This is a genomic window from Nevskia soli DSM 19509, assembly GCF_000711955.1.
GTDB classification, from domain to species: domain Bacteria; phylum Pseudomonadota; class Gammaproteobacteria; order Nevskiales; family Nevskiaceae; genus Nevskia; species Nevskia soli.
Genome location: NZ_JONR01000042.1, coordinates 1 through 22,254, shown reverse-complemented (window position 1 = coordinate 22,254; position 22,254 = coordinate 1). Strand labels below are relative to the sequence as shown.

At 67.2% G+C, this 22,254-nt stretch carries 24 protein-coding genes and 1 pseudogene; 14 read left to right on the top strand and 11 right to left on the bottom strand.

Going from position 1 to position 22,254, the window contains the following annotated elements; translation table 11 throughout:
- Positions 1–11 precede the first annotated feature (11 nt).
- The 10 genes from BP26_RS0118860 to BP26_RS0118815 all read left to right on the top strand — a co-directional run bounded on the left by BP26_RS0118860 (position 12) and on the right by BP26_RS0118815 (position 11,368).
- A complete protein-coding gene (locus BP26_RS0118860) occupies positions 12–1,346 on the top strand; it encodes a TldD/PmbA family protein (RefSeq protein WP_029922117.1) in 1,335 nt (444 codons plus the stop codon).
- A complete protein-coding gene (locus tag BP26_RS0118855) occupies positions 1,346–2,101 on the top strand; it encodes a DUF4159 domain-containing protein (protein ID WP_245611843.1) in 756 nt (251 codons plus the stop codon). The genes BP26_RS0118860 and BP26_RS0118855 overlap by 1 nt, the downstream gene beginning before the upstream one ends.
- 13 nt (positions 2,102–2,114) lie before the next feature.
- Positions 2,115–3,110, top strand: coding sequence for an AAA family ATPase (locus BP26_RS0118850; RefSeq protein ID WP_029922115.1), 996 nt, complete (start codon positions 2,115–2,117; stop codon positions 3,108–3,110).
- 7 nt (positions 3,111–3,117) lie between these two features.
- Entirely contained in the window at positions 3,118–4,041 is a 924-nt protein-coding gene (locus tag BP26_RS0118845; protein WP_029922114.1) for a DUF58 domain-containing protein, read from the top strand.
- Positions 4,041–5,195 carry a BatA domain-containing protein gene (locus tag BP26_RS0118840; protein ID WP_029922113.1) on the top strand — a complete coding sequence of 385 codons (1,155 nt, stop codon included), beginning with the start codon at positions 4,041–4,043 and terminating at the stop codon, positions 5,193–5,195. The genes BP26_RS0118845 and BP26_RS0118840 overlap by 1 nt, the downstream gene beginning before the upstream one ends.
- Positions 5,192–7,327, top strand: a complete 2,136-nt coding sequence (locus BP26_RS0118835; RefSeq protein WP_029922112.1) for a DUF4175 family protein — start codon at positions 5,192–5,194, stop codon at positions 7,325–7,327. Before BP26_RS0118840 ends, BP26_RS0118835 begins: the two co-directional genes overlap by 4 nt.
- The gene (locus tag BP26_RS0118830) at positions 7,324–9,081 is read left to right on the top strand and encodes a hypothetical protein (protein WP_029922111.1); all 1,758 of its coding nucleotides are present in this window, start codon (positions 7,324–7,326) and stop codon (positions 9,079–9,081) included. The genes BP26_RS0118835 and BP26_RS0118830 overlap by 4 nt, the downstream gene beginning before the upstream one ends.
- 48 nt (positions 9,082–9,129) lie before the next feature.
- A complete protein-coding gene (locus BP26_RS0118825; RefSeq protein ID WP_029922110.1) occupies positions 9,130–9,798 on the top strand; it encodes an NAD(P)H-binding protein in 669 nt (222 codons plus the stop codon).
- A 140-nt stretch (positions 9,799–9,938) separates the two neighbouring features.
- Positions 9,939–10,805 (top strand): DUF1295 domain-containing protein, encoded by an 867-nt coding sequence (locus BP26_RS0118820; protein ID WP_029922109.1) that lies wholly within the window; start codon positions 9,939–9,941, stop codon positions 10,803–10,805.
- An 8-nt stretch (positions 10,806–10,813) separates the two neighbouring features.
- Positions 10,814–11,368, top strand: a complete 555-nt coding sequence (locus BP26_RS0118815; protein WP_029922108.1) for a hypothetical protein — start codon at positions 10,814–10,816, stop codon at positions 11,366–11,368.
- A 140-nt stretch (positions 11,369–11,508) separates the two neighbouring features.
- On the opposite strand, the gene lptE is transcribed toward BP26_RS0118815, so the two are convergent.
- Both lptE and BP26_RS0118805 read right to left on the bottom strand, forming a co-directional pair.
- Positions 11,509–12,237, bottom strand: coding sequence for an LPS assembly lipoprotein LptE (lptE, locus tag BP26_RS0118810; protein WP_157572620.1), 729 nt, complete (start codon positions 12,235–12,237; stop codon positions 11,509–11,511).
- 144 nt (positions 12,238–12,381) lie between these two features.
- Positions 12,382–13,788 carry a TAXI family TRAP transporter solute-binding subunit gene (locus tag BP26_RS0118805; RefSeq protein ID WP_245611842.1) on the bottom strand — a complete coding sequence of 469 codons (1,407 nt, stop codon included), beginning with the start codon at positions 13,786–13,788 and terminating at the stop codon, positions 12,382–12,384.
- 202 nt (positions 13,789–13,990) lie between these two features.
- Here BP26_RS0118805 and BP26_RS0118800 point away from each other — a divergent pair, with 202 nt between their 5' ends.
- The gene (locus BP26_RS0118800; RefSeq protein WP_029922105.1) at positions 13,991–14,974 is read left to right on the top strand and encodes a tRNA dihydrouridine synthase; all 984 of its coding nucleotides are present in this window, start codon (positions 13,991–13,993) and stop codon (positions 14,972–14,974) included.
- A 120-nt stretch (positions 14,975–15,094) separates the two neighbouring features.
- On the opposite strand, the pseudogene BP26_RS28785 reads toward BP26_RS0118800, so the two are convergent.
- The 3 genes and pseudogenes from BP26_RS28785 to BP26_RS27840 form a co-directional block, all read right to left on the bottom strand.
- A pseudogene (locus BP26_RS28785) lies at positions 15,095–15,355 on the bottom strand (GIY-YIG nuclease family protein); the annotation flags it as partial.
- A 111-nt stretch (positions 15,356–15,466) separates the two neighbouring features.
- The gene (locus BP26_RS26885; protein ID WP_036517384.1) at positions 15,467–15,796 is read right to left on the bottom strand and encodes a DUF4339 domain-containing protein; all 330 of its coding nucleotides are present in this window, start codon (positions 15,794–15,796) and stop codon (positions 15,467–15,469) included.
- A 78-nt stretch (positions 15,797–15,874) separates the two neighbouring features.
- Positions 15,875–16,510 carry a pilin gene (locus tag BP26_RS27840; protein WP_051749162.1) on the bottom strand — a complete coding sequence of 212 codons (636 nt, stop codon included), beginning with the start codon at positions 16,508–16,510 and terminating at the stop codon, positions 15,875–15,877.
- Between the two features lie 200 nt (positions 16,511–16,710).
- On the opposite strand from BP26_RS27840, the gene BP26_RS0118780 reads away from it, so the two are divergent.
- Positions 16,711–17,112: a hypothetical protein gene (locus BP26_RS0118780; protein WP_029922102.1), complete on the top strand. Its 402-nt coding sequence runs from the start codon at positions 16,711–16,713 to the stop codon at positions 17,110–17,112.
- Between the two features lie 124 nt (positions 17,113–17,236).
- Here the strand turns inward: BP26_RS0118780 and BP26_RS0118775 are convergent, their stop codons facing one another.
- The 3 genes from BP26_RS0118775 to BP26_RS0118770 all read right to left on the bottom strand — a co-directional run bounded on the left by BP26_RS0118775 (position 17,237) and on the right by BP26_RS0118770 (position 18,884).
- The gene (locus BP26_RS0118775; protein ID WP_157572619.1) at positions 17,237–17,524 is read right to left on the bottom strand and encodes an HU family DNA-binding protein; all 288 of its coding nucleotides are present in this window, start codon (positions 17,522–17,524) and stop codon (positions 17,237–17,239) included.
- 210 nt (positions 17,525–17,734) lie between these two features.
- Positions 17,735–18,088 (bottom strand): hypothetical protein, encoded by a 354-nt coding sequence (locus BP26_RS29675; protein WP_157572618.1) that lies wholly within the window; start codon positions 18,086–18,088, stop codon positions 17,735–17,737.
- A 280-nt stretch (positions 18,089–18,368) separates the two neighbouring features.
- Entirely contained in the window at positions 18,369–18,884 is a 516-nt protein-coding gene (locus BP26_RS0118770; RefSeq protein WP_029922100.1) for a hypothetical protein, read from the bottom strand.
- 295 nt (positions 18,885–19,179) lie between these two features.
- On the opposite strand from BP26_RS0118770, the gene BP26_RS0118765 reads away from it, so the two are divergent.
- Together BP26_RS0118765 and dusB are read left to right on the top strand one after the other, a co-directional pair.
- Complete coding sequence (locus BP26_RS0118765; RefSeq protein WP_029922099.1) at positions 19,180–19,404, top strand: DUF1161 domain-containing protein; 225 nt, start codon at positions 19,180–19,182, stop codon at positions 19,402–19,404.
- A gap of 139 nt (positions 19,405–19,543) precedes the next feature.
- On the top strand, positions 19,544–20,536 hold the full coding sequence (gene dusB, locus BP26_RS0118760; protein WP_029922098.1) for a tRNA dihydrouridine synthase DusB: 993 nt from the start codon (positions 19,544–19,546) through the stop codon (positions 20,534–20,536).
- A gap of 27 nt (positions 20,537–20,563) precedes the next feature.
- On the opposite strand, the gene BP26_RS0118755 is transcribed toward dusB, so the two are convergent.
- The 3 genes from BP26_RS0118755 to BP26_RS0118745 all read right to left on the bottom strand — a co-directional run.
- Positions 20,564–20,872 (bottom strand): hypothetical protein, encoded by a 309-nt coding sequence (locus BP26_RS0118755; RefSeq protein WP_029922097.1) that lies wholly within the window; start codon positions 20,870–20,872, stop codon positions 20,564–20,566.
- Between the two features lie 192 nt (positions 20,873–21,064).
- Complete coding sequence (locus BP26_RS0118750; protein WP_157572617.1) at positions 21,065–21,874, bottom strand: hypothetical protein; 810 nt, start codon at positions 21,872–21,874, stop codon at positions 21,065–21,067.
- Between the two features lie 50 nt (positions 21,875–21,924).
- Positions 21,925–22,254: OmpA family protein (locus tag BP26_RS0118745; protein WP_029922095.1), on the bottom strand; the 330-nt coding region annotated here is incomplete at its 5' end.

Below are 22,254 nucleotides of genomic sequence, written 5' to 3'. Positions count from 1 at the left end.
AGGACCTCCAAATGAACATGTTCAACGAACAGGACGCCCGCGCACTGCTGGAAAAGGTGGTGAAGATGTCCAAGGCCGACGAATGCACGGCCACCCTGGACGGCAAGATCGACGGCAACATCCGTTACGCGCTCAACAACATCTCCACCAGCGGCGTGATCAACGATTGCGATCTCGCCGTGTCCGTGGCCTACGGCAAGCGCGTCGGCACCTCCACCATCAACCGCTTTGACGACGCCTCGCTCGAGCATTGCGTGCGCCGCGCCGAGGAGCTGGCCAGGCTGGCCCCGGAAAACCCGGAATTCATGCCGGCCATTCCCAAGCAGGCGTACAAGCCGAGCAACACCTGGTCCGACAAGACCGCGGCGATCAACCCCGATTTCCGCGCCCAGGTGGCGGCCGACTGCATCCTGCCCTGCCGCAAGGATAGTCTGGTTGCGGCAGGCTTCTTCAACGACACCCAGGCCTTCACCGCCATCTGCAACAGCAACGGCAACTTCGGCTACCAGCGCAGCACCGACGCCAACTTCACCTGTACCGTGCGCACCGCCGACGGCCAGGGCTCCGGCTGGGTGGCGCGCAATGTGGCCGACGTGTCGACGTTCAACACCAAGAGCGAGATCGGCATCGCCATCGACAAGGCCAAGCGCTCGGTCGATGCCAAGGCCCTGGAGCCGGGCAAGTACACGGTGGTGCTGGAGCCGGCGGCCAGCGCCCACCTGATCTCCGACATGATGGAAGGCTTCGACGCGCGCCAGTGCGACGAGGGCCGCAGCTTCCTGACCAAGAAAGGCGGCGGCAACCGCCTCGGCGAAAAGGTCTTCGACGAGCGCGTCACCCTCTACGCCGATCCCTGGGACGCGGACTCCGCCGTGGTGCCCTGGGATGAGGAAGGCATGGCGCGGCAGCGCACGCCGATCATCACCAAGGGCGTGGTCGACAGCCTGGAGTATTCGCGCTACTGGGCCAAGCTCAAGGGCAAGCAGCCCAGCGCCAAGCACGGCAACATCATCCTGGTCGGCGGCGACAAGTCCACCATGGACCTGGTCAAGACCACCAAGAAGGGCATCCTGGTGACCCGCACCTGGTACATCCGCCTGGTCGATCCGCAGACCGTGCTGCTCACCGGCCTGACCCGCGACGGCACCTTCTACATCGAGGACGGCGAGATCAAGTATCCGATCAAGAACTTCCGCTTCAACGAGTCGCCGGTGATCATGCTCAACAACGTCGAGGAATTCGGCAAGCCGGTGCGCGTCACCGACGACGAATCCAACTTCGTCATGATGATCCCGCCGATGAAGCTGCGCGAGTTCACCTTCACCTCGCTGTCGGACGCGGTTTGATGGGAGCGCCCGGGGACCGCGCCGCCTGGCGGAACCCGACGCGCGCGCAGTTCCTGCGCATGCTGCTGGGCAGTGCGGCCGCGGCCGCACTGCCCGCGTTCGCGGCATCGCCGCCGGATACGGCCGCAAGTGCGCGCGGCCCCTACGACTTCTGGTTCACCCGGCTGATGTACGAGTCCGGTGACTGGGACGTGGACCAGCGCATGCCGTCCAACCTGATCGACGCGCTGCTGCAATACACCACCCTGCGGGTGGATCCGCAGGAGCGCGTCATCCCGCTGGCCGACCCGCGCATGCTCACCGCGCCCTTCTGCTACATGGCCGGCCATCGCCTGGTGGAGTTCAACCCGGACGAGCGCCGCAACTTCGAGCGCTACGTCCGCAACGGCGGCTTCGTCTTCGCCGACGACTGCAACCACGACATCGACGGACTCTTCGCCAAGTCCTTCGAGTCGCAGATGGGTTCCATCTTCGGCGCGGACGCCTTGCAGAAGCTGCCCAAGGATCACGCGATCTATCGCAGCTTCTTCGGCTTCGACGGGCCGCCCGCCACCTCCATCGAGCTCAATGGCTGGGGCGACGACCTGGTACACGACTACCTCAAGGGCATCACCATCGGCGGTCGCCTCGGTGTGCTCTACAGCAACAAGGATTACGGATGCGAATGGGATTTCGACTGGCACAACAAGCGCTTCAGCGCGCAGGACATCAGCAAGTTCGGCGTCAATGTGGTGATCTACGCCTTGAGCGCCTGAAGCGGAGCGCGCCATGAGCGCGCCGCTGACCGAGGCCGCCGTGAGCGGCCAGCTGGAGCGCCTGGGCCAGGTGCGCAGCGCCATCGGCCGCGCCATCGTCGGCCAGGCCGACGTGGTGGAACAGCTGCTGATCGGCCTGCTGGCCGGCGGCCACTGCCTCATCGAAGGCGTGCCTGGCCTGGGCAAGACCCTGCTGGCGCGCACCCTGGGCCGCGCCCTGGCACTGGACTTCGGCCGCGTCCAGTTCACCCCGGACCTGATGCCCAGCGACATCCTCGGTACCGAAATCCTGGAAGAGGACCACGGCACCGGCAAGCGCCACTTCCGCTTCCAGAAGGGGCCGGTGTTCACCAATCTGCTGCTCGCCGACGAGCTCAACCGCACCCCGCCCAAGACCCAGGCGGCGCTGCTGGAAGCGATGCAGGAGCACACCGTCAGCTACGCCGGCCTCACCCACAAGCTGCCCGAGCCGTTCTTCGTGCTGGCGACGCAGAATCCGCTGGAGCAGGCCGGCACCTATCCGCTGCCCGAAGCGCAGCTCGACCGCTTCCTGCTGCACGTGCGCGTCGCCTACCCCACCGAAATCGAAGAGCGCGCCATCCTGACCCAGACCACCGGCCTGGGCGATGCCGAGGTACAGGCCGTGATCAGCGGCGCCGAAGTGCTGGCCTTGCAGAAGCTGGTCCGCCAGGTGCACCTGGGCGACGACGTGCTCGACTGGATCGTGCGCCTGGTGCGCGCCACCCGCCCGCAGACCGGCGCGCCGGCCGAGCTGGCCTCCTGGCTGCGCTGGGGCGCCGGCCCGCGCGCCGGCCAGGCCCTGGTGCTCACCGCCAAGGCGCGCGCGCTGTTGCACGGCCGCCTCGCCGCCACCCGCGACGACGTCAAGGCCATGACCGCGCCGGTGCTGCGCCATCGCCTGGTGCTGTCCTTCGCCGCCGAAGCCGACCGGCGCAGCGCCGACGACGTCATCGAAGCCCTGCTGCGCGCGGTGCCCTTCCCCGCATGACCGTGAAGTGAGCGAACCCAGCTACGCCGGCGGCTTCGACCCGGCCGCGATCCCCGCCGAAGTGCGTGCGCGCCTGCGTGGCCTGCGCCTGGGCACGCGGCTGAACTCGCGCAGCGCCGGCATCGGCCAGCACACCGGCCACAGCCGCGGCGCCGGCCTGGAGTTTGCGCAGTACCGCGCCTATGGCCAGGGCGACGAGCCGCGCCAGGTGGACTGGAAGCTGTTCGCCCGCTCCGACCGCTACTTCGTGCGCGATGCCCTGCGCGAAAGCCCGCTGACCATCTGGCTGCTGCTCGACGCCAGCGCCTCGATGGAACAGGCCGACGCCGCGCGCCCGCATTACCGCAAGCTCGACGCCGCCTGCGCCCTCGCCGCCTGCGTCGCCGAGATCGCCTTGCAGCAGGGCGACAGCTTCGGCCTCGCCGCACTGAGCGGCGCCGGCATGCAGGTGCTGATGCCCGGTGGCGGCCGGCGCCACCGCGACCGGCTATGGCTGGAACTGCGCGCCCTGCGCCACGGCGGCACCCTCCCCACCGAGACGGCGGTGCGCCCGCTGTGGGAACGCATCGCGCCCGGCACCCTGGTGCTGACCCTCTCGGACGATTTCGACGACACCCTGGTGGCGTTCGCCGAACGGCTCGCCGCGGCCGGACGCGACGTGCTTTCCATCGGCCTGCTCACCGCCGAGGAGCGCGACTTCCCATTCCTCGGCGGCCACCGCTTCCACGAACCGGAGTCCGGCGCGGAACTGCATCTCGAAGCGCGCGGCGGCGCCGACGAGTTCATCGGCCGCTTCCAGGCCGCGCGCGCCGGCCTGTCGCGACGGCTCGCCGCGGCCGGCATCCGCCACTGCGATCATTACCTGGACGAAGCGCTCGACGCGCCGCTGCAGCGCCTGTTCCGCGCCGGCGGCTGGGCGGCGCCGAACTGATGCTGTCCCTGCTCGCCCCCGGCGCCCTGCTGGCGCTGACCGCGCTGGCCGTGCCGCTGCTGCTCCACCTGCGGCGCCGCTCGGAACAGAAGCTGGTGCGCTTCGCCGCCCTGCGCTGGCTCGGCCAGGGCGCGCGCCCGCGCAGCCAGGTGCGGCTGGAGCAGCGCCTGCTGCTGGCGACGCGCCTGCTCCTGCTGGCCGCGCTGGTGTTCCTGCTCGCGGGGCCGGTGTGGCGCAGCGCGGCCACCGCAAGCCAGCCCTGGGTGGTGGTGACGCCTGGCGTCGATCCCGCCGCCGCACGCGCGGCGGTCGAAGGCTCACCCACGGAATGGCGTTGGCTGGCCCCCACATTTCCAGGCCTTGATCGCGCAACTCCCGCACCGGCCGGCGCCGACTTTTCCAGTCTGCTGCGCCAGCTCGACGCCGAAATGCCGCCCGGTGCCGCGCTCCAGGTCGTGGTGCCGCAGGAACTCTCCGGCCTCGACGCCGAACGACTGCAACTGCACCGCGCAGTGGAATGGCGCGTGGTCGCCGGCAATACCCCGGCACCGGCAATGCCGGCGCACACCGGTAACGACCTGCAACTGGCCCTGCGCTACGACGCACAGCACACCGCCGGCCTGCCGCTGGTGCATGCACTGGCAGCGGCCTGGCATGCCGCGGGCCTCGACGTGACAGTGGACGAAGCACAGTCCGATACTCCGCCCGCGGCCGGCGTTGACGCATTGTTCTGGCTCGGCGCGGATTTGCCCGAGCCGCTGCGGCAATGGGTGCGCACGGGCGGCACGCTGGTCGCCGCCGATCCCGCAGCGCCGGAGCCAGTGCCCGGCTCATCCGATGTCGATGCGGGGCTGCCGACGCCCATCGCACTCGGCCAGGGACGCCTGCTGTTGTTTTCCGCAGCGCTCGACCCCACGCGCAACGCGGCGCTGCGCAACCCCGAACTGCCGACACGCCTGCTGGCGCTGTTGCGCCACGACGCAGCGCCACCCGACCGCGCACCGGCCGCGAGCGTGTCGCCGCTGCGCGCAGCGGACGCCGCCCCGAATACGGCAGCAACAACCCCGCTCGACATCTGGCTGGCGCTGCTCGCCGCCCTGCTGTTCCTGGCCGAACGCATCCTGTCCCTGCGCGCCGCGAGGCAGCGGCCATGAGCGGCGCAGCTCTGCCCCCTGCCCTGCGCGGCGTGCTGCTTGCCGCCCGGCTGCGCGCCGTGGCCATCATCACGCTGACCGTGCTGCCGCCGGCCGCCGGCCTGTTGTTACTGCTCCATCGCCAGACCTCGCCGGTCCCGACCGCCACCTCAGCCGGCTTGCTGCTGCTCGCATGGATCGCGCTGTCGCTGCGCGCCTGGGGCGCGCTGGATCCGCGCTGGCTGATCCGCGGCCTCGACGCGCACCTGCCCACGCTGGAAGACAGCGCCGAACTACTGTTCCGCGATCCGACCACCCTGTCGCCTATGGCTGTTCTGCAGCGCGCTCGTCTCGACGCCCGCCTGGCGCAGACCGCGCTACCCGACCTGCGGCCGCGCTATCCGCGCCGCCAACTGCTGCTCGCCTGCGGCGCCGGACTGGCACTGGCCGTCCTGGCCTATGCCGGCAGCGCGCTGCGCGGCATCATCACGCAGCACCCGGCCGCCGCCCCGCAAAGCGCGGGGGAAGTTGCGGTGACACCGCGCATCCATATCCTGCCGCCTGCCTACACCGGCCTGTCTGCCAGCGACATCGACCAGCTCGACGTAAAAGCCCCCACCGGCAGCACGCTCGAATTCTCCTTCGGCATCGCGCAACAGGCCGCGACGGTGACGCTAGTCTTCGCCGACGGGCACAAGCTCGAGCTGAAGCAGCAGGACCAGGCCTGGAAAGGCACGCTCAAGCTCGACACCTCGGCCCTCTACCGCCTGCAACTGGACGGCGCCTCCGCCGCCAGCCAGCCCCTGCATCGCCTGGAAGCCCTGCCCGACCGTCCACCCGAAGTGGTGGTGCACGCCCCGGACAAGACCCTCAACCTGCTCGCCGGCAAGCAGAAGACCTGGGAGCTGTCGTTCGAAGCCAGCGACGACTACGGCCTGGGCCCGGCGGAGCTGTCCATCTCGCTGGCGCAGGGTTCCGGCGACAACGTCAAGACCACCGAGCGCAAGCTGGTGCTGGACGGTCGCGGCGATGCGCGCCATCGCAGTTACTCCACCGCCTTGGACCTCACCGCCATGGGCTTCGCCCGCGGCGATGACCTGATCGTACGCCTCGGCGTGGCCGACAACCGCCAGCCGCAGCCCAACATCACGCGCAGCACCAGCTTCATCCTGCGCTGGCCGGAGGAAGCCATGAAGCAGGGCTCCGGCGTGGAAGGCCCGGTGCAGAACGCCACGCCCGCCTTCTTCCGCAGCGAACGCCAGCTGATCATCGACACCGAAGCCCTGCAGGCCGAGCGGGGCGGCCTCGAAGCCTCGCGCTTCACCGCCCGCGCCGATGCCCTCGGCGTCGACCAGAAGATGCTGCGCCTGCGCTACGGCCAGTTCCTCGGCGAGGAATTCGAGAGCAACGCCGAGCACGACCCGCGCAAGGAAAATCCCAAGGACGGCAAGAAGGAGGCCGACGCCGAAGACCACGACGCCCCGCCCAACACCGCGCCGGGCAGCGACGCCTTCGGCAAGGAAGGCAACATCCTCCACGAGTACGGCCACATCCACGACATCGCCGAGGCCACCACCCTGCTCGACCCGGTGACGCGCAAGATCCTCAAGTCCGCGCTGGACGAGATGTGGCAGGCGGAGCTGCGCCTGCGCCAGGCCCTGCCCGAGCAGGCCCTGCCTTTCGAATACAAGGCGCTTGACTACATCAAGCAGGTACAGCAGGCCGAACGCATCTACCTCGCCCGCGCCGGCCTGGAACTGCCGCAGCCGGACCTGTCGCGCCGCCTCAGCGGCGACCGCGTCGGCCTGGCCGACCGCAACGCGGCACTGCCGGCGGCGCGAAGCCGCGACAGCACGCTCACCACCCTGTATCACGCCGCCGCTACCGGCGGCATGGTCGATACCGCGGCCCTGCAGGACTGGCTGCATGCGCATGCCGATACCGCGCCCAACGCCCTGAGCCTCATCGCCGCCGCGGACAAGCTGCAAAGCGATCCGTCCTGTCAGTCCTGCCGCAGCGAGTTGCAGTCGCTGCTGTGGCCGCTGCTGCCGGCACCGCCGACCGCCGTCACGCCGCGCGGCACACCCGACGCGGCGGGCGCCGCGTATCTCGACTCGCTATCCGCATCTCCCGCACCGGGAGCGGCCAAGTGAGCGCCACATCCCTGCCCCTGTACTGCGCCGCCCTGCTCGCGCTCGGCGCCTTCGCTGGCACCTGGGCCAGCGCACGCAACGGGGGCTGGCGGCGTCCGCGCACCTGGGCGCAAGTCCCGCTCGCGGCGCTGCTCTATGGCGCACTGTTCCCGCCGGCACTGCACGGCCGCGGCGACGTGCTGCACCTCGTCACGCCGGGCACCACACCGCAGCAATTGCACGCCCTGCCCTTCGGCGAAATGCGCGCCGCCCTGCCGGGTGCGCCGCAGGTGCAAGGCGCCGAACGTGTCCCCGACCTCGCCACCGCCCTGCCCCTGCACCCCCAACTGCGCGAACTCGCTGTGACCGGCACCGGCCTGCCGCCGCGCGATCAGCCCGCCGCCGCGCAGATGGACCTGCGCTTCGACCCGGCGCCGCAGCAGGGCGTGATCGAACTGCATGCGCCGGCCACGATACCCCTCGGCCAGCAATGGACCGCCAGCGGACGCATGGCGACACAGGGCGCGCGTCTGGAATTGCATGACCCCGCCGGCGCGGTGGTGGATACCGCCCTGCCCGACGCCCAGGGCAGCTTCAGCGTTTCCGCCGCCGTCCGCGGCGAAGGCGCGGCGCGCTTCGAGCTGCACCTGATCAAGGCCGGCCAGCCCGAGGAAATCACCTCCATCCCGATCCTGGTACGCGGTGGTACGAAACTGTCGCTGCTGACGCTGGAGGGCGCACCCGGCGCCGAAGGCAAGTACTGGCAGCGCTGGGCCGCCGATGCCGGCTTCGACCTCGGCGTCAGTACCGGCCTGACGCAGAACGTCGCGGTCCATCAAGGCCAGATCGAGCTGACCCCGGAACGCCTGGCCGCCGCCGACCTGCTGCTGATCGACGCCCGCGCCTGGGAGCTGCTGCCGCCCGCGCAGAAAACCGCCGTGCGCAACGCCGTGGAACAAGGCCTGGGCCTGCTGTTGCGCGCCGACGTGCCGCCCGCCGAGGCCACCGCCGCCGACTGGGCCGCGTTCGGCTACAAGGTCGCCGCCGCGGCGGCCCCGCATGACATGCCCAACGACGTCGTAATCGACCACAGCCTGGGCCTGCACGAACGCCAGACCTTCACCGAAGCACCGGTCACCGTGGACGCGCCCGATGCCGCGGCCCTGCTCTCCGCCGACGACGGCGAAGTCCTAGCCTGGCAGCGCTCCCTCGGCCATGGCCGTATCGGCCTCCTGCGCCTGGTGGACAGCTATCGCCTGCAACTCATCGGCGAACCGGCGCGCTACGGCACCTTGTGGGCCAGCCTGCTTTCACCACTGGCGCGCCCGCACGCGCCACCACCACCCGGCCCCGAGCTGCCGCAACAGTCCTGGGCCGGCGAACGCGCCGTGCTGTGTGGACTGGGTGACGCCGCCACCGTGCGCGCCCCCGGTGTCGGCGAACCGGTAGCGCTGAGCATCGATGCCGGACACTGCGCCGCCTACTGGCCGGCCCAGTCCGGCTGGCACGTCCTGCAAAGCGCGGGCGCCAGCTGGCCCTTCTACATCCGCGCCGCCGATGACGGCGCCGCCCTGCGCGCGGCGCGCGACCGGCAGGCAACGCAGTGGCTGGTTCAGGATCACGCGACCGAACCGTCACCGGCCGCGCCGCACGCGGTCCCGCTACCCCGCTGGCCGTTCCTGCTCGCCTGGTTGCTCCTGGCCAGCGCAGCATGGTGGTCGGAACGCAGCAACTGGATCATCACTCGCGGCCACGGGATGTCTCCGCGCAGCTGACCGGCGCAGACTGGCCTATCGGCAATCCAGTAAGCAAGGAATCCAGGCATGAACATCCTCCTCTTCGGCGCCACCGGCATGGTCGGCCAGGGCGTGCTGCGCGAATGCCTGCTCGATCCCGAGGTGCAATCCGTGGCCGCCATCGGCCGCAGCGCCAGCGGCAACCGTCATCCCAAGCTGCGCCAGGTCGTGCATGCGGACCTGATGGAATACGCCTCGCTCGAAGCCGATCTGTCCGGCTTCGACGCCTGCTTCTTCTGCCTCGGCGTCTCCTCCGCCGGCATGAAGGAAGACGCTTACGCCCGCATCACCTGCGACTACACCCTGGCCGCGGCGCAAACGCTGGCGCGGCTCAACCCGCAGATGACCTTCATCTACGTCTCCGGCGCCGGTACCGACAGCAGCGAGCAGGGCCGCAGCATGTGGGCGCGGGTCAAGGGCCGTACCGAGAACGCCCTGCTGCGCCTGCCTTTCAAGGCCGCCTACATGTTCCGCCCCGGGGCCATCGAGCCGCTGCACGGTATCCGCTCCAAGACCCCCTCATACCAGTTCTTCTACAGCCTGCTCGGGCCGCTGCTGACCTTGTTGCGCCGGGCCTTCCCCAACCTCGTCACCACCACCGAAACGGTCGGCCGGGCCATGCTCGTCGCGGCCAAGCGCGGCGCGCCCAAGTCCATCCTGGAAAGCCGCGACATCGTCGCCCTGGCCCGGAGTTGAGGGCGCAACAGGAACAGCGGCAGCGGTTCTTTCATAAATACAGGACAAGCAACCCTCATCCACTCAGATGAGGCCCATCCCTCGGCCAGGGCGGCATAGTGGCGCCATAACCACGCGCCACACAGCCTGGAGGGGGATGGATGGCCGCAAGATCGGACTTCGCACCGATTGTCCTTGCCTATGCGCTGTGCATCGCCGCGGGCGCAGCCGTGCTGTTCGGACTGCATCTGCCGCAGGCCTGGGATGCCTTCGCCGCCGACATCGCCGCCACCCTGGTGATCTTCGCCTTCAGCCTGCGCTACCGCAATTCCAGCTTCTACGACGCCTACTGGAGCGTGATCCCGCCCCTGCTGGCGCTGTACTGGATGTGGCGCCATCCCGGCAGCGGGCACCACCTGCGCGCGCAACTGGTGATGGCGCTGGTGTGGCTGTGGGCGATCCGCCTCACCACCAACTGGTCGGTGTACTGGGGCGGCCTGCACCACGAGGACTGGCGTTATCCCATCGTGCGCGCCCGCGCCGGCAAGGCCGCGGTGTGGGCCGACCTGTTCGGCATCCACCTGTTCCCCACCGTGCAGGTGTTCCTCGGCTGCCTGCCGGTCTACGCCGTGATGAGCCGCCCCGATGCGCCGCCGGACTGGCTCGACGCGCTGGCCTTCGTCGTCACCCTCGGCGCCATCGCCATCGAGACCATCGCCGACCTGCAACTGCACGCCTTCATCGCCAGGCGCCAGCCCGGCACCTTCATCACCAGCGGCCTGTGGGCCTGGTCGCGCCATCCCAACTACTTCGGCGAACTGAGCTTCTGGTGGGGCCTGATGCTGTTCGGCCTGGCCGCGGCACCGGCGCAGTGGTGGTGGATCGTGCCCGGCGCCCTCGCCATGAGCGCCATGTTCCTGTTCGCCAGCATTCCCCTGATGGACACCCGCAGCGTCGAGCGGCGCCCCGCCTACCGCGAGCACATGCGCAAGGTATCGGCCCTGCTGCCGCTGCCACCGCGCAGCTAGGAGTTGACATGCACAAGCAATGGAACCGTTTCTTCGCCTTCGTGTTGCGCGACAGCCTGATCATCGCGCTGACGCTGGCGCTGTGGGCTTACACCCTCAACCTGGGCAAGCCGCATGGCCTGCTGCAGGCGGCGGCGCACATCGCCACCGGCCTGCTCACCGTCTTCGTCGGCTACCTGCTGCACGAGTGGGGGCACCTGATCGGCGCCTGGATCGCCGGCGGCACCTTCGTCCTGCCCGCCAGCGTGACCGAAACCCCGTTCCTGTTCCGCTTCGACAATGTGCGCAACAGCCGCGCCCAGTTCGTCTCCATGTCCCTCGGCGGCTTCGCCTCCAGCGTTCTGTTTGTCGCCTTCCTGGCATTGGTGCCGCCGTGGGGCCTGCTCGCCACCTGGGTTGCCCAGGCCCTCACCGCCGCCGGCGTGCTGGCCACCTTCATCATCGAGGTGCCCATGTTCATCGGCGTGGTACGCGGCGGTCCCATGCCCACGGGCACCGCCTTCGTCTCCCCGCCCGGCACCCCGGCGGACCGGGCCGGCGCTGGCGGCAGCAGCGCCCTTTAAGGAATATCTGATCAGTCCCAGGCCCTGCCCTGCGCAATCCATCCCGGCAGAAAGCCGCAGCGCTCGAGTTCCGTCCGCATCGCCACGATGCTTCACATCGGCCGCGTTGACTGTCGCCGTCCCCGGGCTACCTGCTATTCCTACTTGCCGGCGGATTTCAAGATCACTGCGTTCTTGGGAGACTCGGGAACCCTCGCCTCAGGGTCCTGGGAAAAGTCGATCACTGAATCCTTCAACATGCCCGCCACCACTGCTGCCGCGTCGGTGAACGCGGCCCTGATGCGCTCAGGGTCAGCGACAAATTCATCCGGGGTGTATCGGGTCGCCTCCGTATTTCTCTCGTTGAAGTCCTCCTTGTAAAGAAGGCGCCCGTTTCTGTCGGTCAGCGTGACCTCGAATCGTAGCCACGCACTCATCTTGTCCGAGAATCCGGTACGTACCCCGAGCCCATAGCTTTGCATCGTTATCTGCAACGAGGCGTCCGCGTCGCTATCGACCACCCGAAAACGTGTCTGGGCGGCCAATGCACTGCGTATCTGCGCAGCGAGTATGGCGTTGACATCGATCTGATGCGCCTCCAGCATCGATCGAAACGTCGGCGGGCTGCCCTGAGAGTATCTCGCCGCCTCGGATGGCCTGAGCCCCGGCGGAGTCAAGGCCAGGTCCGCCGCCATGGCCCAGCGATCACTGGCCGATTCGAAAAACGGTCGTCCGGGGTTGATATATGGATCCAGCGTAACCGTCGCCACATCCTGCAAAGGGTTCGGCGGCTTCGGCGCACTGGGCGGCGCATGTGCGCAGGCGGAAAGTGCGAAGCACAGTGCGCAAGACACGACCAATCTGGCCGCAATCGCAACCCTGACGAGCATTCGGAAACTCCCTAGCTGACAGCCCCAACAGGCATGTGACCTTGCGGCAACCGCCCGCGATGAGACTTCATGATAACTCGCCGCGGCGATCGTCAACCTCGCGTCACAAAAACACGATGTGCTTGCCTTGTTGCCCAGGTCCAATCAGATCGGGTTAGGCGGTGGATGGCTGGGCGCTTCCACCGTACCGCTTGCGGTCAGCTGGTCGCGCACGAACTTGATGTGCTGGCGCAGCACGTAAATCTGGTTGGCGTAGGCGCCCGGCATCTTGGTGCCGATGATGCCTTTCTCGATCTCGCCCAGGCGCGCCACCAGCGCTTCCTTCTCCTCGTCGGACATCGGCTCCAGCACCGCGCGCTCCAGCGCCATCAGCTCACCGTAGCGGCGGTAGATGCGGTTGTTGATGCGCCAGCCGTAGAGCGCCGGCACGATGCGCAGGCCCGGCACCAGCACCACGATGATCGGCACCAGCACCGCGATGGCGCGATCGAGCAGGCTGGCCAGCCAGAACGGCAGGAAGCGGTAGGCGAAGCTCTTGCCCGACTTGTAGTAGCGGGCCGCATCGTCGCTGAGCGGGAACTCGTGGTGCAGGGCCGAGGGAAACTCGCCCGCGCTCTGCAGCAGCGACGCCTTGCCGTTCACCTTCTGCGCCGCGTCGATCAGCAGGTCCGACAGCGCCGGGTGCAGGTCCGAGCGCGCCACCAGTTCCACCGTCGGCGCCAGCATGGAGATGGGCGCCGACGGCAGGTTGTCGCCCAGGTCGAACGAGCCCGGCGGCAGGGACAGCTTGCTCAGGTAGGGAAAGCGCCGCACGTAGGCGTCGGCCTGCGGAAAATCGAACAGGCGCACCCCATCGGTATGCAGCATCTGGCGGATGCTGCCGGTCGAGGCCGAGTCGCCGGAGAGGAAGATGGCATCGACGTGGCGCGCATCCAGCGCCTTCACCGCCGGCTCGCCTTCGAGGTCGAGCAGCTTGGTCTTGCCCTTCGCATCGATGCCGTTGGCCTTGAGCATGGCCAGCGCCAGCGTACGGGTGCCGCTGCCCTCGGAACCGATGGCGATGCGCTTGCCCTCCAGCTCCGACAGCAGCGTCAACGGCTTCGGGCCGCGGTAGAACACCGTCAGCGGCTGGTAGAACACGCCGCCCAGGGAAACCAGGTCGCTGGTATCGCCATCGACGGTGAGGCCGCTCTGCACGAAGGCGACATCCACCCCCGAATCGGGATTGATCAGCTGCTCCAGGTTTTCCAGCGAGCCCTTGGACGGCTTGATCACCAGATTGATGCCGCTGGCCGCCAGGATCTTGCGGTAGCTCTCCGCCACCGTCTGGAAGCGGCTGCCGGCCGGCCCGGCGCTGATGGTCAGGCTGCTCGGCGGCGCGGGGCGCACGAAATGCAGCGCCAGCAGGATCGCGGCCACGCTCAGCAGCAACACCGGCCCCAGCGTGACGGCAAGGTCGCGCCAGGAAATGCGCGGAATCGGCGGAATCTTCCGCAGCAGGCTCAGGCCGGGCAAGTCCATCCTGGGCTTGTTCTCGTTCGGTTCGGTCACTTCGGCTTCGTTCCCTGAAATGGTGAGGCTATCGTGATGCGCGGGGCCGCCAGCTTGCCACCGGCCGCCCCTCGCCCGCCTTACGATTATCACACAGTGAACCGTCCGCCCCGCCGCCGCGCCGGCAAGCCGGAATGAGGGGCATGAATATGCCCCCGCCGCGAAACCCTTAAAATGGGCCTCTACCCCTGTTGAAACGCCCATGCAGATCGCACTCGCACCGATGGAAGGCCTGGTCGACGAGATCCTGCGCGACGTGCTGACCCGCGTCGGCGGCGTCGACTGGTGCGTCACCGAATTCGTGCGCGTCAACGACACCCTGCTGCCGCCGGCCTACTTCAACAAGCTCGCGCCGGAACTGGCCGGCGGCGCCCGCACCCGCGCCGGCACGCCGATGCGGGTGCAGCTGCTCGGCTCGGACCCGGCATGCCTGGCCGACAATGCCGCCCTCGCCTGCACCCTCGGCGCACCGGTGATCGACCTCAACTTCGGTTGCCCGGCCAAGACCGTCAACCGCTCGCGCGGCGGCGCCGTGCTGCTGAAGGAGCCGCGCCTGCTGCACGCCATCGTGCGCGAAGTGCGCCGCACGGTGCCGGCGGAAATCCCGGTCACCGCCAAGATGCGCCTGGGCTTCGACCATACCGACGACGCGCTGGACTGTGCCCGCGCCCTGGCCGACGGCGGCGCCTCGCAGATCGTGGTGCATGCCCGCACCAAGGCCGACGGCTACAAGCCGCCAGCGCACTGGGAATGGGTGGCGCGCATCCAGGACGTGGTCGCCGTGCCGGTCTTCGCCAACGGCGAAATCTGGAGCCTGGACGACTGGCGCCGCTGCCGCGCCGTCAGCGGCGTCGACGACATCATGCTCGGCCGCGGCCTCATCGCCCGCCCCGACCTGGCCCTGCAGATCGCAGCGGCGCGCGACGGGCATGACGTGGTGCCGATGAGCTGGGCGCAGGTGGTGCCGCTGCTGCGCGACTTCTGGCGGCAGGTGCTGATCAAGCTGCCGCCGCGCTTCGCGCCCGGCCGCCTCAAGCAGTGGCTCAACTGGCTCGGCCGCAGCTACCCGGAAGCCGCCGCCCTGTTCATCGCCGTGCGCCGCGAGAACGACTGCGCCAGGCTCGACGAACTGCTGCGCCTGCTGATCTCCGTCCCGGACGCGCTACCGCAGCTTCTGGCGGCTTGAAGTTTTGGGGGCTTTCGCCGCGGCCTTTCCTGCCGCCGGCCGCTTCGCACGCACTGCCTTTTTCGCCACGGCTTTTTTCGCCGCGACCTTCGCCGCCAACGGCCAGGCCCGCTCGCGCGCCCACAGCAGCTTGGCATCGCGCCGCAGCTGCTTCAGTGCATATTCCGCCGCCGAGGCCGCCGAGCGATCCGCATAAACCTGCGCCGCCAGGATGCGCAGCGGCGGATTGGCCCGCGTGTATTTCGCCCCGGTGCCGCGCAGGTGCAGCTGGAAGCGCGCCTCCGGGTCCGGGCTGATACCGATATACAGCTTGTCGCCCGCGCACTCCAGCAGATACAGCAGCCAGGGACGCTGCGTCTTGGATTCACGCTTGGCGGACATGCGACGGTTCGATTTCCGGGATATTCCTGCGGCCGGAAATGCTCCGACGCTGCGCCTATCTTAGAGCCTGTAACACAACGAATCGCACCTGCGTTGCAGTCCAGGACTCGATCAGGATCTGGACGCCGATCTGCCAGGCAGCAGCCGCGCCAGCTTGCCGCCGAAGCCGCCGGCCGCTTTCGGTACCGCCGGTTTCGCAGGCTTCGCCGCGGCACGCCGGACGGGCGCCTGCGCCACGAACAAAGGCGGCATCGGCTCGGTGCTCACGCTGAGCCCCAGCCGGGTCAGCACCTGGTGTGCCGGCAACCAACCCGCCATGCCGTCGTGCCAGGCCAGATCGTCCGGCCGCACCTGCCCCGCCGAAGCCATGGCCGCGATCTGCGCCCAGGCAAAAGGCCCCATCTGCCGGCCATCGCGGCCCAGATAAATCATGTCGGACATGCTGTGCTCCCGGAATCTCCCGCCTCAAGCACAAGCATGAACCGTGCACAGCCCCGTTTCGCTCCGGGCCGTCGTGCCTCAGCGGCAGGACGGCGGCAGGTAAATCTTGCGCACGTCGTCGCTGACGCAACTCCAGCCGGTGCCGGCCGAACTCACCGTCGGCGTCAGGCGGATGCTCTGCCCGATCGGCGGCTTCATGCCCAGCATGATGGTGATGACCCCATTCGCGTTCACGGTGATCAGACCCTGGTCGTCCTTCAGCGCCAGCGGCCCGCTCATGCCGAGATCGGCGTACTGCACCGGCTCGCTGCTGCTGGCGTAGTGCCTGGTCACCGCCGCCTTGATCGGGTCGGCCTGCTGGATCAGCGCCTGGATTTTCGCGCGCAGGGTGTAGTCCTGGTAGGCAGGGATGGCGATCGCCGCCAGGATTCCGCCGAAGAACACGAACACCATCAGCGCGATCGCCAACACCAATACCGCGCCGCCGCCGCGCGGGCTTTTCCCGACCTGCTCGTAATCGAAGTGCGCGGGGTCGTAACTGTGGCGATCCAAGACCACGCTGCCCACCGCCAGATCGTGCAGCCCCTGCCGGCGCCGCGTGAAGAACGCCACCAGCAGCAGGGGAAACAGGTAGGAGGTGATCAGCAGGATGAAGTAACGGATTGCGGCGGATGCATAGCCGATGGCCTGCCCGTCCCGGCCCACCACAATCATGACGTCAACATGACGTCATCCTCGTCACCACGCCGCCGGCCGAACGCTACCGGCTGTCACCCGAGCGCTGCGCCGCTCAAAACGCTGTCACATTTGCCGCAAGCAGGTATGTCACAATTCCTGACGGCCGACTTCGCCCGTTTGCGAGCGGCCCTGTTCGGCGGCATGGGTTTCCATGTCCCGATTCCGGGAGAGGCAGGATGCCTGCGACAACCATCAAGCAAGAGCTGGAAGCCGGTGCGGAGCTGATCGTCCGCTACGCCCTGCTGGACGGGGCGCAATGGCATTTCCAGAACGCCGAACTGCTCTCGGCCTCCGGCCGCACCCTGGCATCCTATCCGAGCGCCAACGAAGCCGCGCGCCTGCTCGGCAGCGAACTGCGCCCGGCCCTGGCGCGGCTCAAGGCGGTACTGGATCGTCTGCGCCTGCAATTCCCCGCTTCGCTGACCGCTGAAGCGCGCCTGCTGCGCCTGAGCATGAGCTACCTCGTGCGCCATTACACGGTGCAGGACGAGGCCGGCATGACCCTGTGCCAGTGGCGCAATCCGGCGATGCCGCCATCCGCCGACACGCAGCCCGGCAGCAGATTCGCCCGTTTGTAAAGAACTGCTGCGCGGCGATCACCGTCGCGCGCTTGCCGCGATTCCACATGGTGGAAAATTCGCACGACCTCACACCCACAAAAAAAGGGGAGCCGCGGCTCCCCTTTTCACACCGTCGCGGGATTTAGCCGCCGATGGTCTTCTTCAGACCAGCCGAAGACTTGAAACGCACGTTCTTCTTCGCCGGGATCTTGATCGCGGCGCCGGTGGCCGGGTTGCGGCCCTTGCGCGCCGGGCGCTTCTTCACTTCGAAGATACCGAACTGTGACAGCGCAACCTTGTGACCCTTCTTCAGGGCCTTGGTCACGTCTTCCAGCAGGTCAACCACCAGGGCATCGACGCGGGACTTCGGCAGGTCATGTTTCTTGGCCAGGACTTCGACGAGGTCCTTGCGGGTCAGCGTATCGCTCATTGTGCTCCTTCTTGTGTTTCGTGTGATTCTGAATTGTGAAAGTGTTGCCTGCGTAGATTAGCAGGAGTTTCATAAAAACCCTATTACCGCAGGGGTTTTTACCATCCCTTGATTGCAACCATGCTATGCCGCAATTTGCAAGCGCGGAAGCGCATTTTCCGCATATGCATATGAATCGTTAACTCGAAAAGCCAATGGGCAGTCAACGACTCATCGTATCGGCGGCTGATCACTCGCTTGCATGTTGTTAGAGTCACCTTGCGCGGCCAGATAGTCATTCGCAGTCTTGGTAAACGACAGCCAGACAATTAGAAGGAGCAGACAGAGATAGCGCAAACCCTCCGCAAATGCTGCACCAGAGAGTTGATTATCTGGAATCCGCACTTTGGGCGGAAACAAACCGGCACCTATAAGCGCATTGGTAATGGGATAGATGACAAGTACCGCCCAAAAAAACAAAACTATTGAACGGCGCGCAATCTTTTGTCGCGATGCTTTAATCAGAAGCAACACGGCGCCGGAAAAGACCGCCATACCAACCAACAGACCGCCGCCGCCTTGCACGGGGGAATATACACCTTGAAGCACCCCCGGCTAATGATCCAAGAGCCAGCAACCCGTATGTAATAGCAATGAGGACAAGGGCAATCTGCACAACCCAAACCACAACCGGCTTTTTCATGGAAGTATCTCGAAACGAATCCTGCAGCACGAAAATCAAGACGGCAGCACTTCTACCGTTATGGAGTATTGGTCAATCGTCACAGTCAGGCGCTAGTGCCGGTCATCGCCCACCGCTGGACGGGAGGCGTACCTCGCAGATCTGAATGCCTGCCGCTCTATCTTACTTCTGCGCCTCCGGCTGCTTCTGCATCTTCACCTTCCACGCCACCGACCAACCATCCTTGGTCTTCAGCTCGTTGATCGATTCGTAGGCATCGTCGCCGTTGCGCTGCCAATGGCTGCGGTAAGTCTGCTGCTGGCCGTTGTCGCTATAGGTAGTGGGTGGAAACATCAGGCCGTCGGCCGTGGCCTCCACTCCGCCCTTGCTGTAGCCGCCCTGGTTCTCGATGTACAGGTACTGGATCTGCCTGGAGACGGTGTCCCAGTAATACAGCGTCTCGCCCTGGTAGTCGGGATGGCCGTCGCCGTGCACCACATGGTGGTCGCGCAGGAAATGGCCGTCGTAAACCCATTCGAAGCAATGCTCGTCGGTCTGCGGCTGGTTCGGAAAATCGCCTTTCCAGCAGTGGCCGGCGAGGAACGCCATCGGCTTGAACGGATCCGCCGGCGCCGTCGGCGCGGCATCCGCGAACGCCGCCGCGGGAAGGATCAGGCACAGCGGAATCAATGCGCGCATGGGGATCTCGATACTGAAGGGCCAGCAAGCGGGCCGCGGATGAAACGGAGCCGATGGTTTCGCTGAGGATATAGAGGAGAGCCGGGAAAAAGCCAGTCCGTGAACTGCATCACGGCCCGTCCCGCCCTGCGCCGGAATTTCATCGGCGCTGCACGAAATTGCCGCGTTTTCTTGCTACCTTGGCATGGTCTTAGAGCCTGTAACAGAATGAATCGCGCCTGCGACGGCGGTGCAATTTATTCACGGATAAGCTCTTAAAGGGGCACACCACCAAGCCATATCAGGGAGACCCGTCGTGAAACACAAGCAGCTCGCCATCGCCGCACTGTTGTTCCTCACCACCTCCGCCGCCTGGGCCACGCCCTGCGACTCGGTCAAGGAGCAGATCGACGCCAAGATCAAGGCCAAGGGCGTGAAGACCTATACCCTCGACGTCGTCCCCGCCGCCGAGGTCAAGGAGCAAAAAGTGGTCGGCAGCTGCGAAGGCGGCGCCAAGAAGATCGTCTACAAGCGCAGCTAGGCAGCCGCGCATCGCGTTTTGTTTGTCATCCCCGGATCGAGTCCGGGGCAGGTTTTGAAGAATCCGCCTCGCCCAGCCGTCAATCAGCCCGGCCACGGCTCCTTTTTCCGCCCTCCTCCGGATCGGCGACAATAGCGCCATGCAGATCGGCCCCTACCGCATCGAACCCGCGCTGGCGCTGGCCCCCATGGCCGGCGTCACCGACCGGCCGTTCCGGGTGCTGTGCAAGCGCCTCGGCGCCGGGCTGGCCGCCTCCGAGATGACCATCGACGACCCGCGCTTCTGGAACACGCCGAAGTCGCGCACCCGCATGGACCACCGCGGCGAACCCGGCCTGATCGCCGTGCAGATCGCCGGCGCCGATCCGCAGCGCCTGGCCGAGGCCGCGCGCCACAACGTCGCCCACGGCGCCCAGATCATCGACATCAACATGGGCTGCCCGGCGAAGAAAGTCTGCAACGCCGAATCCGGTTCGGCGCTGATGCGCGACGAGGCCCTGGTCGAACGCATCTGCCGCGCCGTGGTGGAAGCCGTGCCGGTACCGGTGACGCTGAAGATCCGCACCGGCTGGGCCCGCGCCCACCGCAACGGCATCACCGTCGCCCGCATTGCCGAGGATTGCGGTATCGCCGCCCTGGCGGTGCATGGCCGTACCCGCGAAGACCTCTATGCCGGCTCGGCCGAATACGACACCATCGCCGCCATCAAGCAATCGGTGCGCATCCCGCTCTGGGCCAACGGCGACATCGACACCCCGGAGAAAGCGCGCGACGTGCTGCGCCACACCGGCGTCGACGGCCTGATGATCGGCCGCGCGGCGCAGGGCCGACCCTGGATCTTCCGCGAGATCGCCCACTTCCTCGCCACCGGCGAACACCTGGCAGAACCCTCGCCGCGCGAGGTGGGCCAGCTGCTGCTCGAACACCTCGACGCGCTCTACACCCTCTACGGCGAAGCCGCCGGCCTGCGCGTCGCGCGCAAGCACATCCAGTGGTACTGCCGCAGCCATGCCGGCAGCGAAGCCTTCTGGCAATCGGTGAACCGTGTCGACAGCGCGCCCTTGCAGCGGCAATTGGTCTGCGCCTTCTTCGGCCCGGACGAAGCAGCGGAATCCCTGGCCCGGGCCGCCTGAACCTCTACCCACGAATGAAGGCGCGGTTTAGCGCCCTTCCGCATCGCGCGGCAAGCGGAACAGCACCTCCAGCTCGACCGCGCTCAGGAAAGTCCGGGACAAACGCATGCCGCAGTAAATCCCCGCACCGATGAAGGCGAACAGGCTGCCGTACATCAGCACCTGGCCCAGCACCGCCTGCAGCCAGTGCGCCATGGGCGGCAGCGTCGGCAAGGCCGTCCCCAGCCATCCGTAGAGAGGCATCCACGCCGCCGCGCCAAGGCAGCCGCAGGCGGTACAGAGCAGCCACGCCAGGGCCAGGCGGCCCGGGCGGATCTTCGATGGTTCGCCTCTCATCGTGCTTCCTGAATGCGATTCGTTGGCGACAGTATGACGCGGGCAAGACGGCAGGTGAGACCTGCCAGTCCCGCCGCCGCCTGGCAGGTACAACGGCGGCCCAATAAAAAAGGGGCCGCATGGCGGCCCCTTCAATGCTTCACTCCCTATTGGGGGAGCGTTTGTCGCTCAACCTTCTACGCGGGCAGCTGCTTACTGCAGCCGGCCGTCGACGCACAGTTCGAAGACGTGCATGGCATCGCCCACGCTGACCGAAAGCAGGCCCGGCGTCAGCGAGATGGTGGCACGATCATAAGGCTTGGTCGTCTCCACACCGATCCACACCGCCGCCGGCGTGCTGCCGCCGATGGCGCCGAGCAGGGTCAGCGCCGACTGATCCAGGATCAGGCCTTCCTGCAAGGTGCTGGTGCCCGTGCTGTTGTTGAGGTAGGTAGCCACCTCGACCTTGTTGACCAGCGACAGGTCGACCGTGCCCTTGGGGAAGGAAACGCCGAACACCGCGAACTTGCCGGCCGGCACCGTGGTGCCGCTCGGCAGGACCACCGACTCGTCCACCGAGGTCAGCAGGCCGCCCAGCAGTCCCGCCGTCAGCGAGAACGTCGAGAAGGTGCTGAGGTTGCCGTCGATGATGTTGTTCGGCTCGGTCACACTGTTGAGCAGCGTGGTGAGGGTCGAACCGCCGAGCCGGTCGAGCAGGGTGGTCAGCGGGCCGCCGAGCAGGCCGTTGGAGCCCACCGCGGTGGTGACGTTGCCGTAGGTCTTGGCGCCGCCGGTGCAGATGAAGTGACCAGTGACCGGCGTACCGGGATTGGTCGGCGTGCCGCCCTGGTTGATGGTGGTCGGACCGGTGCCGTCGTTCGGCGGACCGCCGCTGCTGCTGCTGCCGGCGGTGATGCCGCCGTCGTTGACGCCCAGGTCCTGACCGTTCGAGGTACAGGCGCCCAGCGCCAGCCCGGCCAGCATCACCGTGCCCAGCATTGCGAATTTACGTTTCCCTGACATGACTATTTCTCCGTTTGTTTCGTTTGCTTCGGCAAGTCCGTTGCCGATGCTCAATTGAGGATGTGCAGTTCGACGCGGCGGTTGTATTCGCGGCCTTCGTCGGTGCTGTTGGTGGCGACGGGGTTTTCCTTGCCGTAGCCCTTGGCCTGGATGCGGCCGGCGTCGACGCCCTTTTCGACCAGATAGGCCTTGACCGCTTCAGCGCGGCGCTGCGACAGCTTCAGGTTGTACGCGGTGCCGCCGATGCTGTCGGTGTAGCCGGCCAGTTCGACCTGCATGTCCGGGTATTTCTGCATGATGCCGACGACCCAGTTGAGGATGGTCTGGGAGTCCGGACGCAGGCGGGTCTTGTTGAATTCGAAGGTGACGCCTTCCAGCCG

Excerpts from the sequence above, each read along its gene's own strand:
- BP26_RS27840 (WP_051749162.1), bottom strand. The coding sequence starts at position 16,510 with ATGATTGTGGTGGGCCGGGACGGGCAGGCCATCGGCTATGCATCCGCC.
- BP26_RS0118860 (WP_029922117.1), top strand. The coding sequence starts at position 12 with ATGAACATGTTCAACGAACAGGACGCCCGCGCACTGCTGGAAAAGGTG.
- BP26_RS0118780 (WP_029922102.1), top strand. The coding sequence starts at position 16,711 with ATGCCTGCGACAACCATCAAGCAAGAGCTGGAAGCCGGTGCGGAGCTG.
- BP26_RS0118840 (WP_029922113.1), top strand. The coding sequence starts at position 4,041 with ATGCTGTCCCTGCTCGCCCCCGGCGCCCTGCTGGCGCTGACCGCGCTG.
- BP26_RS0118770 (WP_029922100.1), bottom strand. The coding sequence starts at position 18,884 with ATGCGCGCATTGATTCCGCTGTGCCTGATCCTTCCCGCGGCGGCGTTC.
- BP26_RS26885 (WP_036517384.1), bottom strand. The coding sequence starts at position 15,796 with ATGTCCGACATGATTTATCTGGGCCGCGATGGCCGGCAGATGGGGCCT.
- lptE (WP_157572620.1), bottom strand. The coding sequence starts at position 12,237 with ATGCTCGTCAGGGTTGCGATTGCGGCCAGATTGGTCGTGTCTTGCGCA.
- BP26_RS0118755 (WP_029922097.1), bottom strand. The coding sequence starts at position 20,872 with ATGAGAGGCGAACCATCGAAGATCCGCCCGGGCCGCCTGGCCCTGGCG.
- BP26_RS0118750 (WP_157572617.1), bottom strand. The coding sequence starts at position 21,874 with ATGTCAGGGAAACGTAAATTCGCAATGCTGGGCACGGTGATGCTGGCC.
- BP26_RS0118815 (WP_029922108.1), top strand. The coding sequence starts at position 10,814 with ATGCACAAGCAATGGAACCGTTTCTTCGCCTTCGTGTTGCGCGACAGC.
- BP26_RS0118825 (WP_029922110.1), top strand. The coding sequence starts at position 9,130 with ATGAACATCCTCCTCTTCGGCGCCACCGGCATGGTCGGCCAGGGCGTG.
- BP26_RS0118855 (WP_245611843.1), top strand. The coding sequence starts at position 1,346 with ATGGGAGCGCCCGGGGACCGCGCCGCCTGGCGGAACCCGACGCGCGCG.
- BP26_RS0118850 (WP_029922115.1), top strand. The coding sequence starts at position 2,115 with ATGAGCGCGCCGCTGACCGAGGCCGCCGTGAGCGGCCAGCTGGAGCGC.
- BP26_RS0118775 (WP_157572619.1), bottom strand. The coding sequence starts at position 17,524 with ATGAGCGATACGCTGACCCGCAAGGACCTCGTCGAAGTCCTGGCCAAG.
- BP26_RS0118800 (WP_029922105.1), top strand. The coding sequence starts at position 13,991 with ATGCAGATCGCACTCGCACCGATGGAAGGCCTGGTCGACGAGATCCTG.
- BP26_RS0118820 (WP_029922109.1), top strand. The coding sequence starts at position 9,939 with ATGGCCGCAAGATCGGACTTCGCACCGATTGTCCTTGCCTATGCGCTG.
- dusB (WP_029922098.1), top strand. The coding sequence starts at position 19,544 with ATGCAGATCGGCCCCTACCGCATCGAACCCGCGCTGGCGCTGGCCCCC.
- BP26_RS0118835 (WP_029922112.1), top strand. The coding sequence starts at position 5,192 with ATGAGCGGCGCAGCTCTGCCCCCTGCCCTGCGCGGCGTGCTGCTTGCC.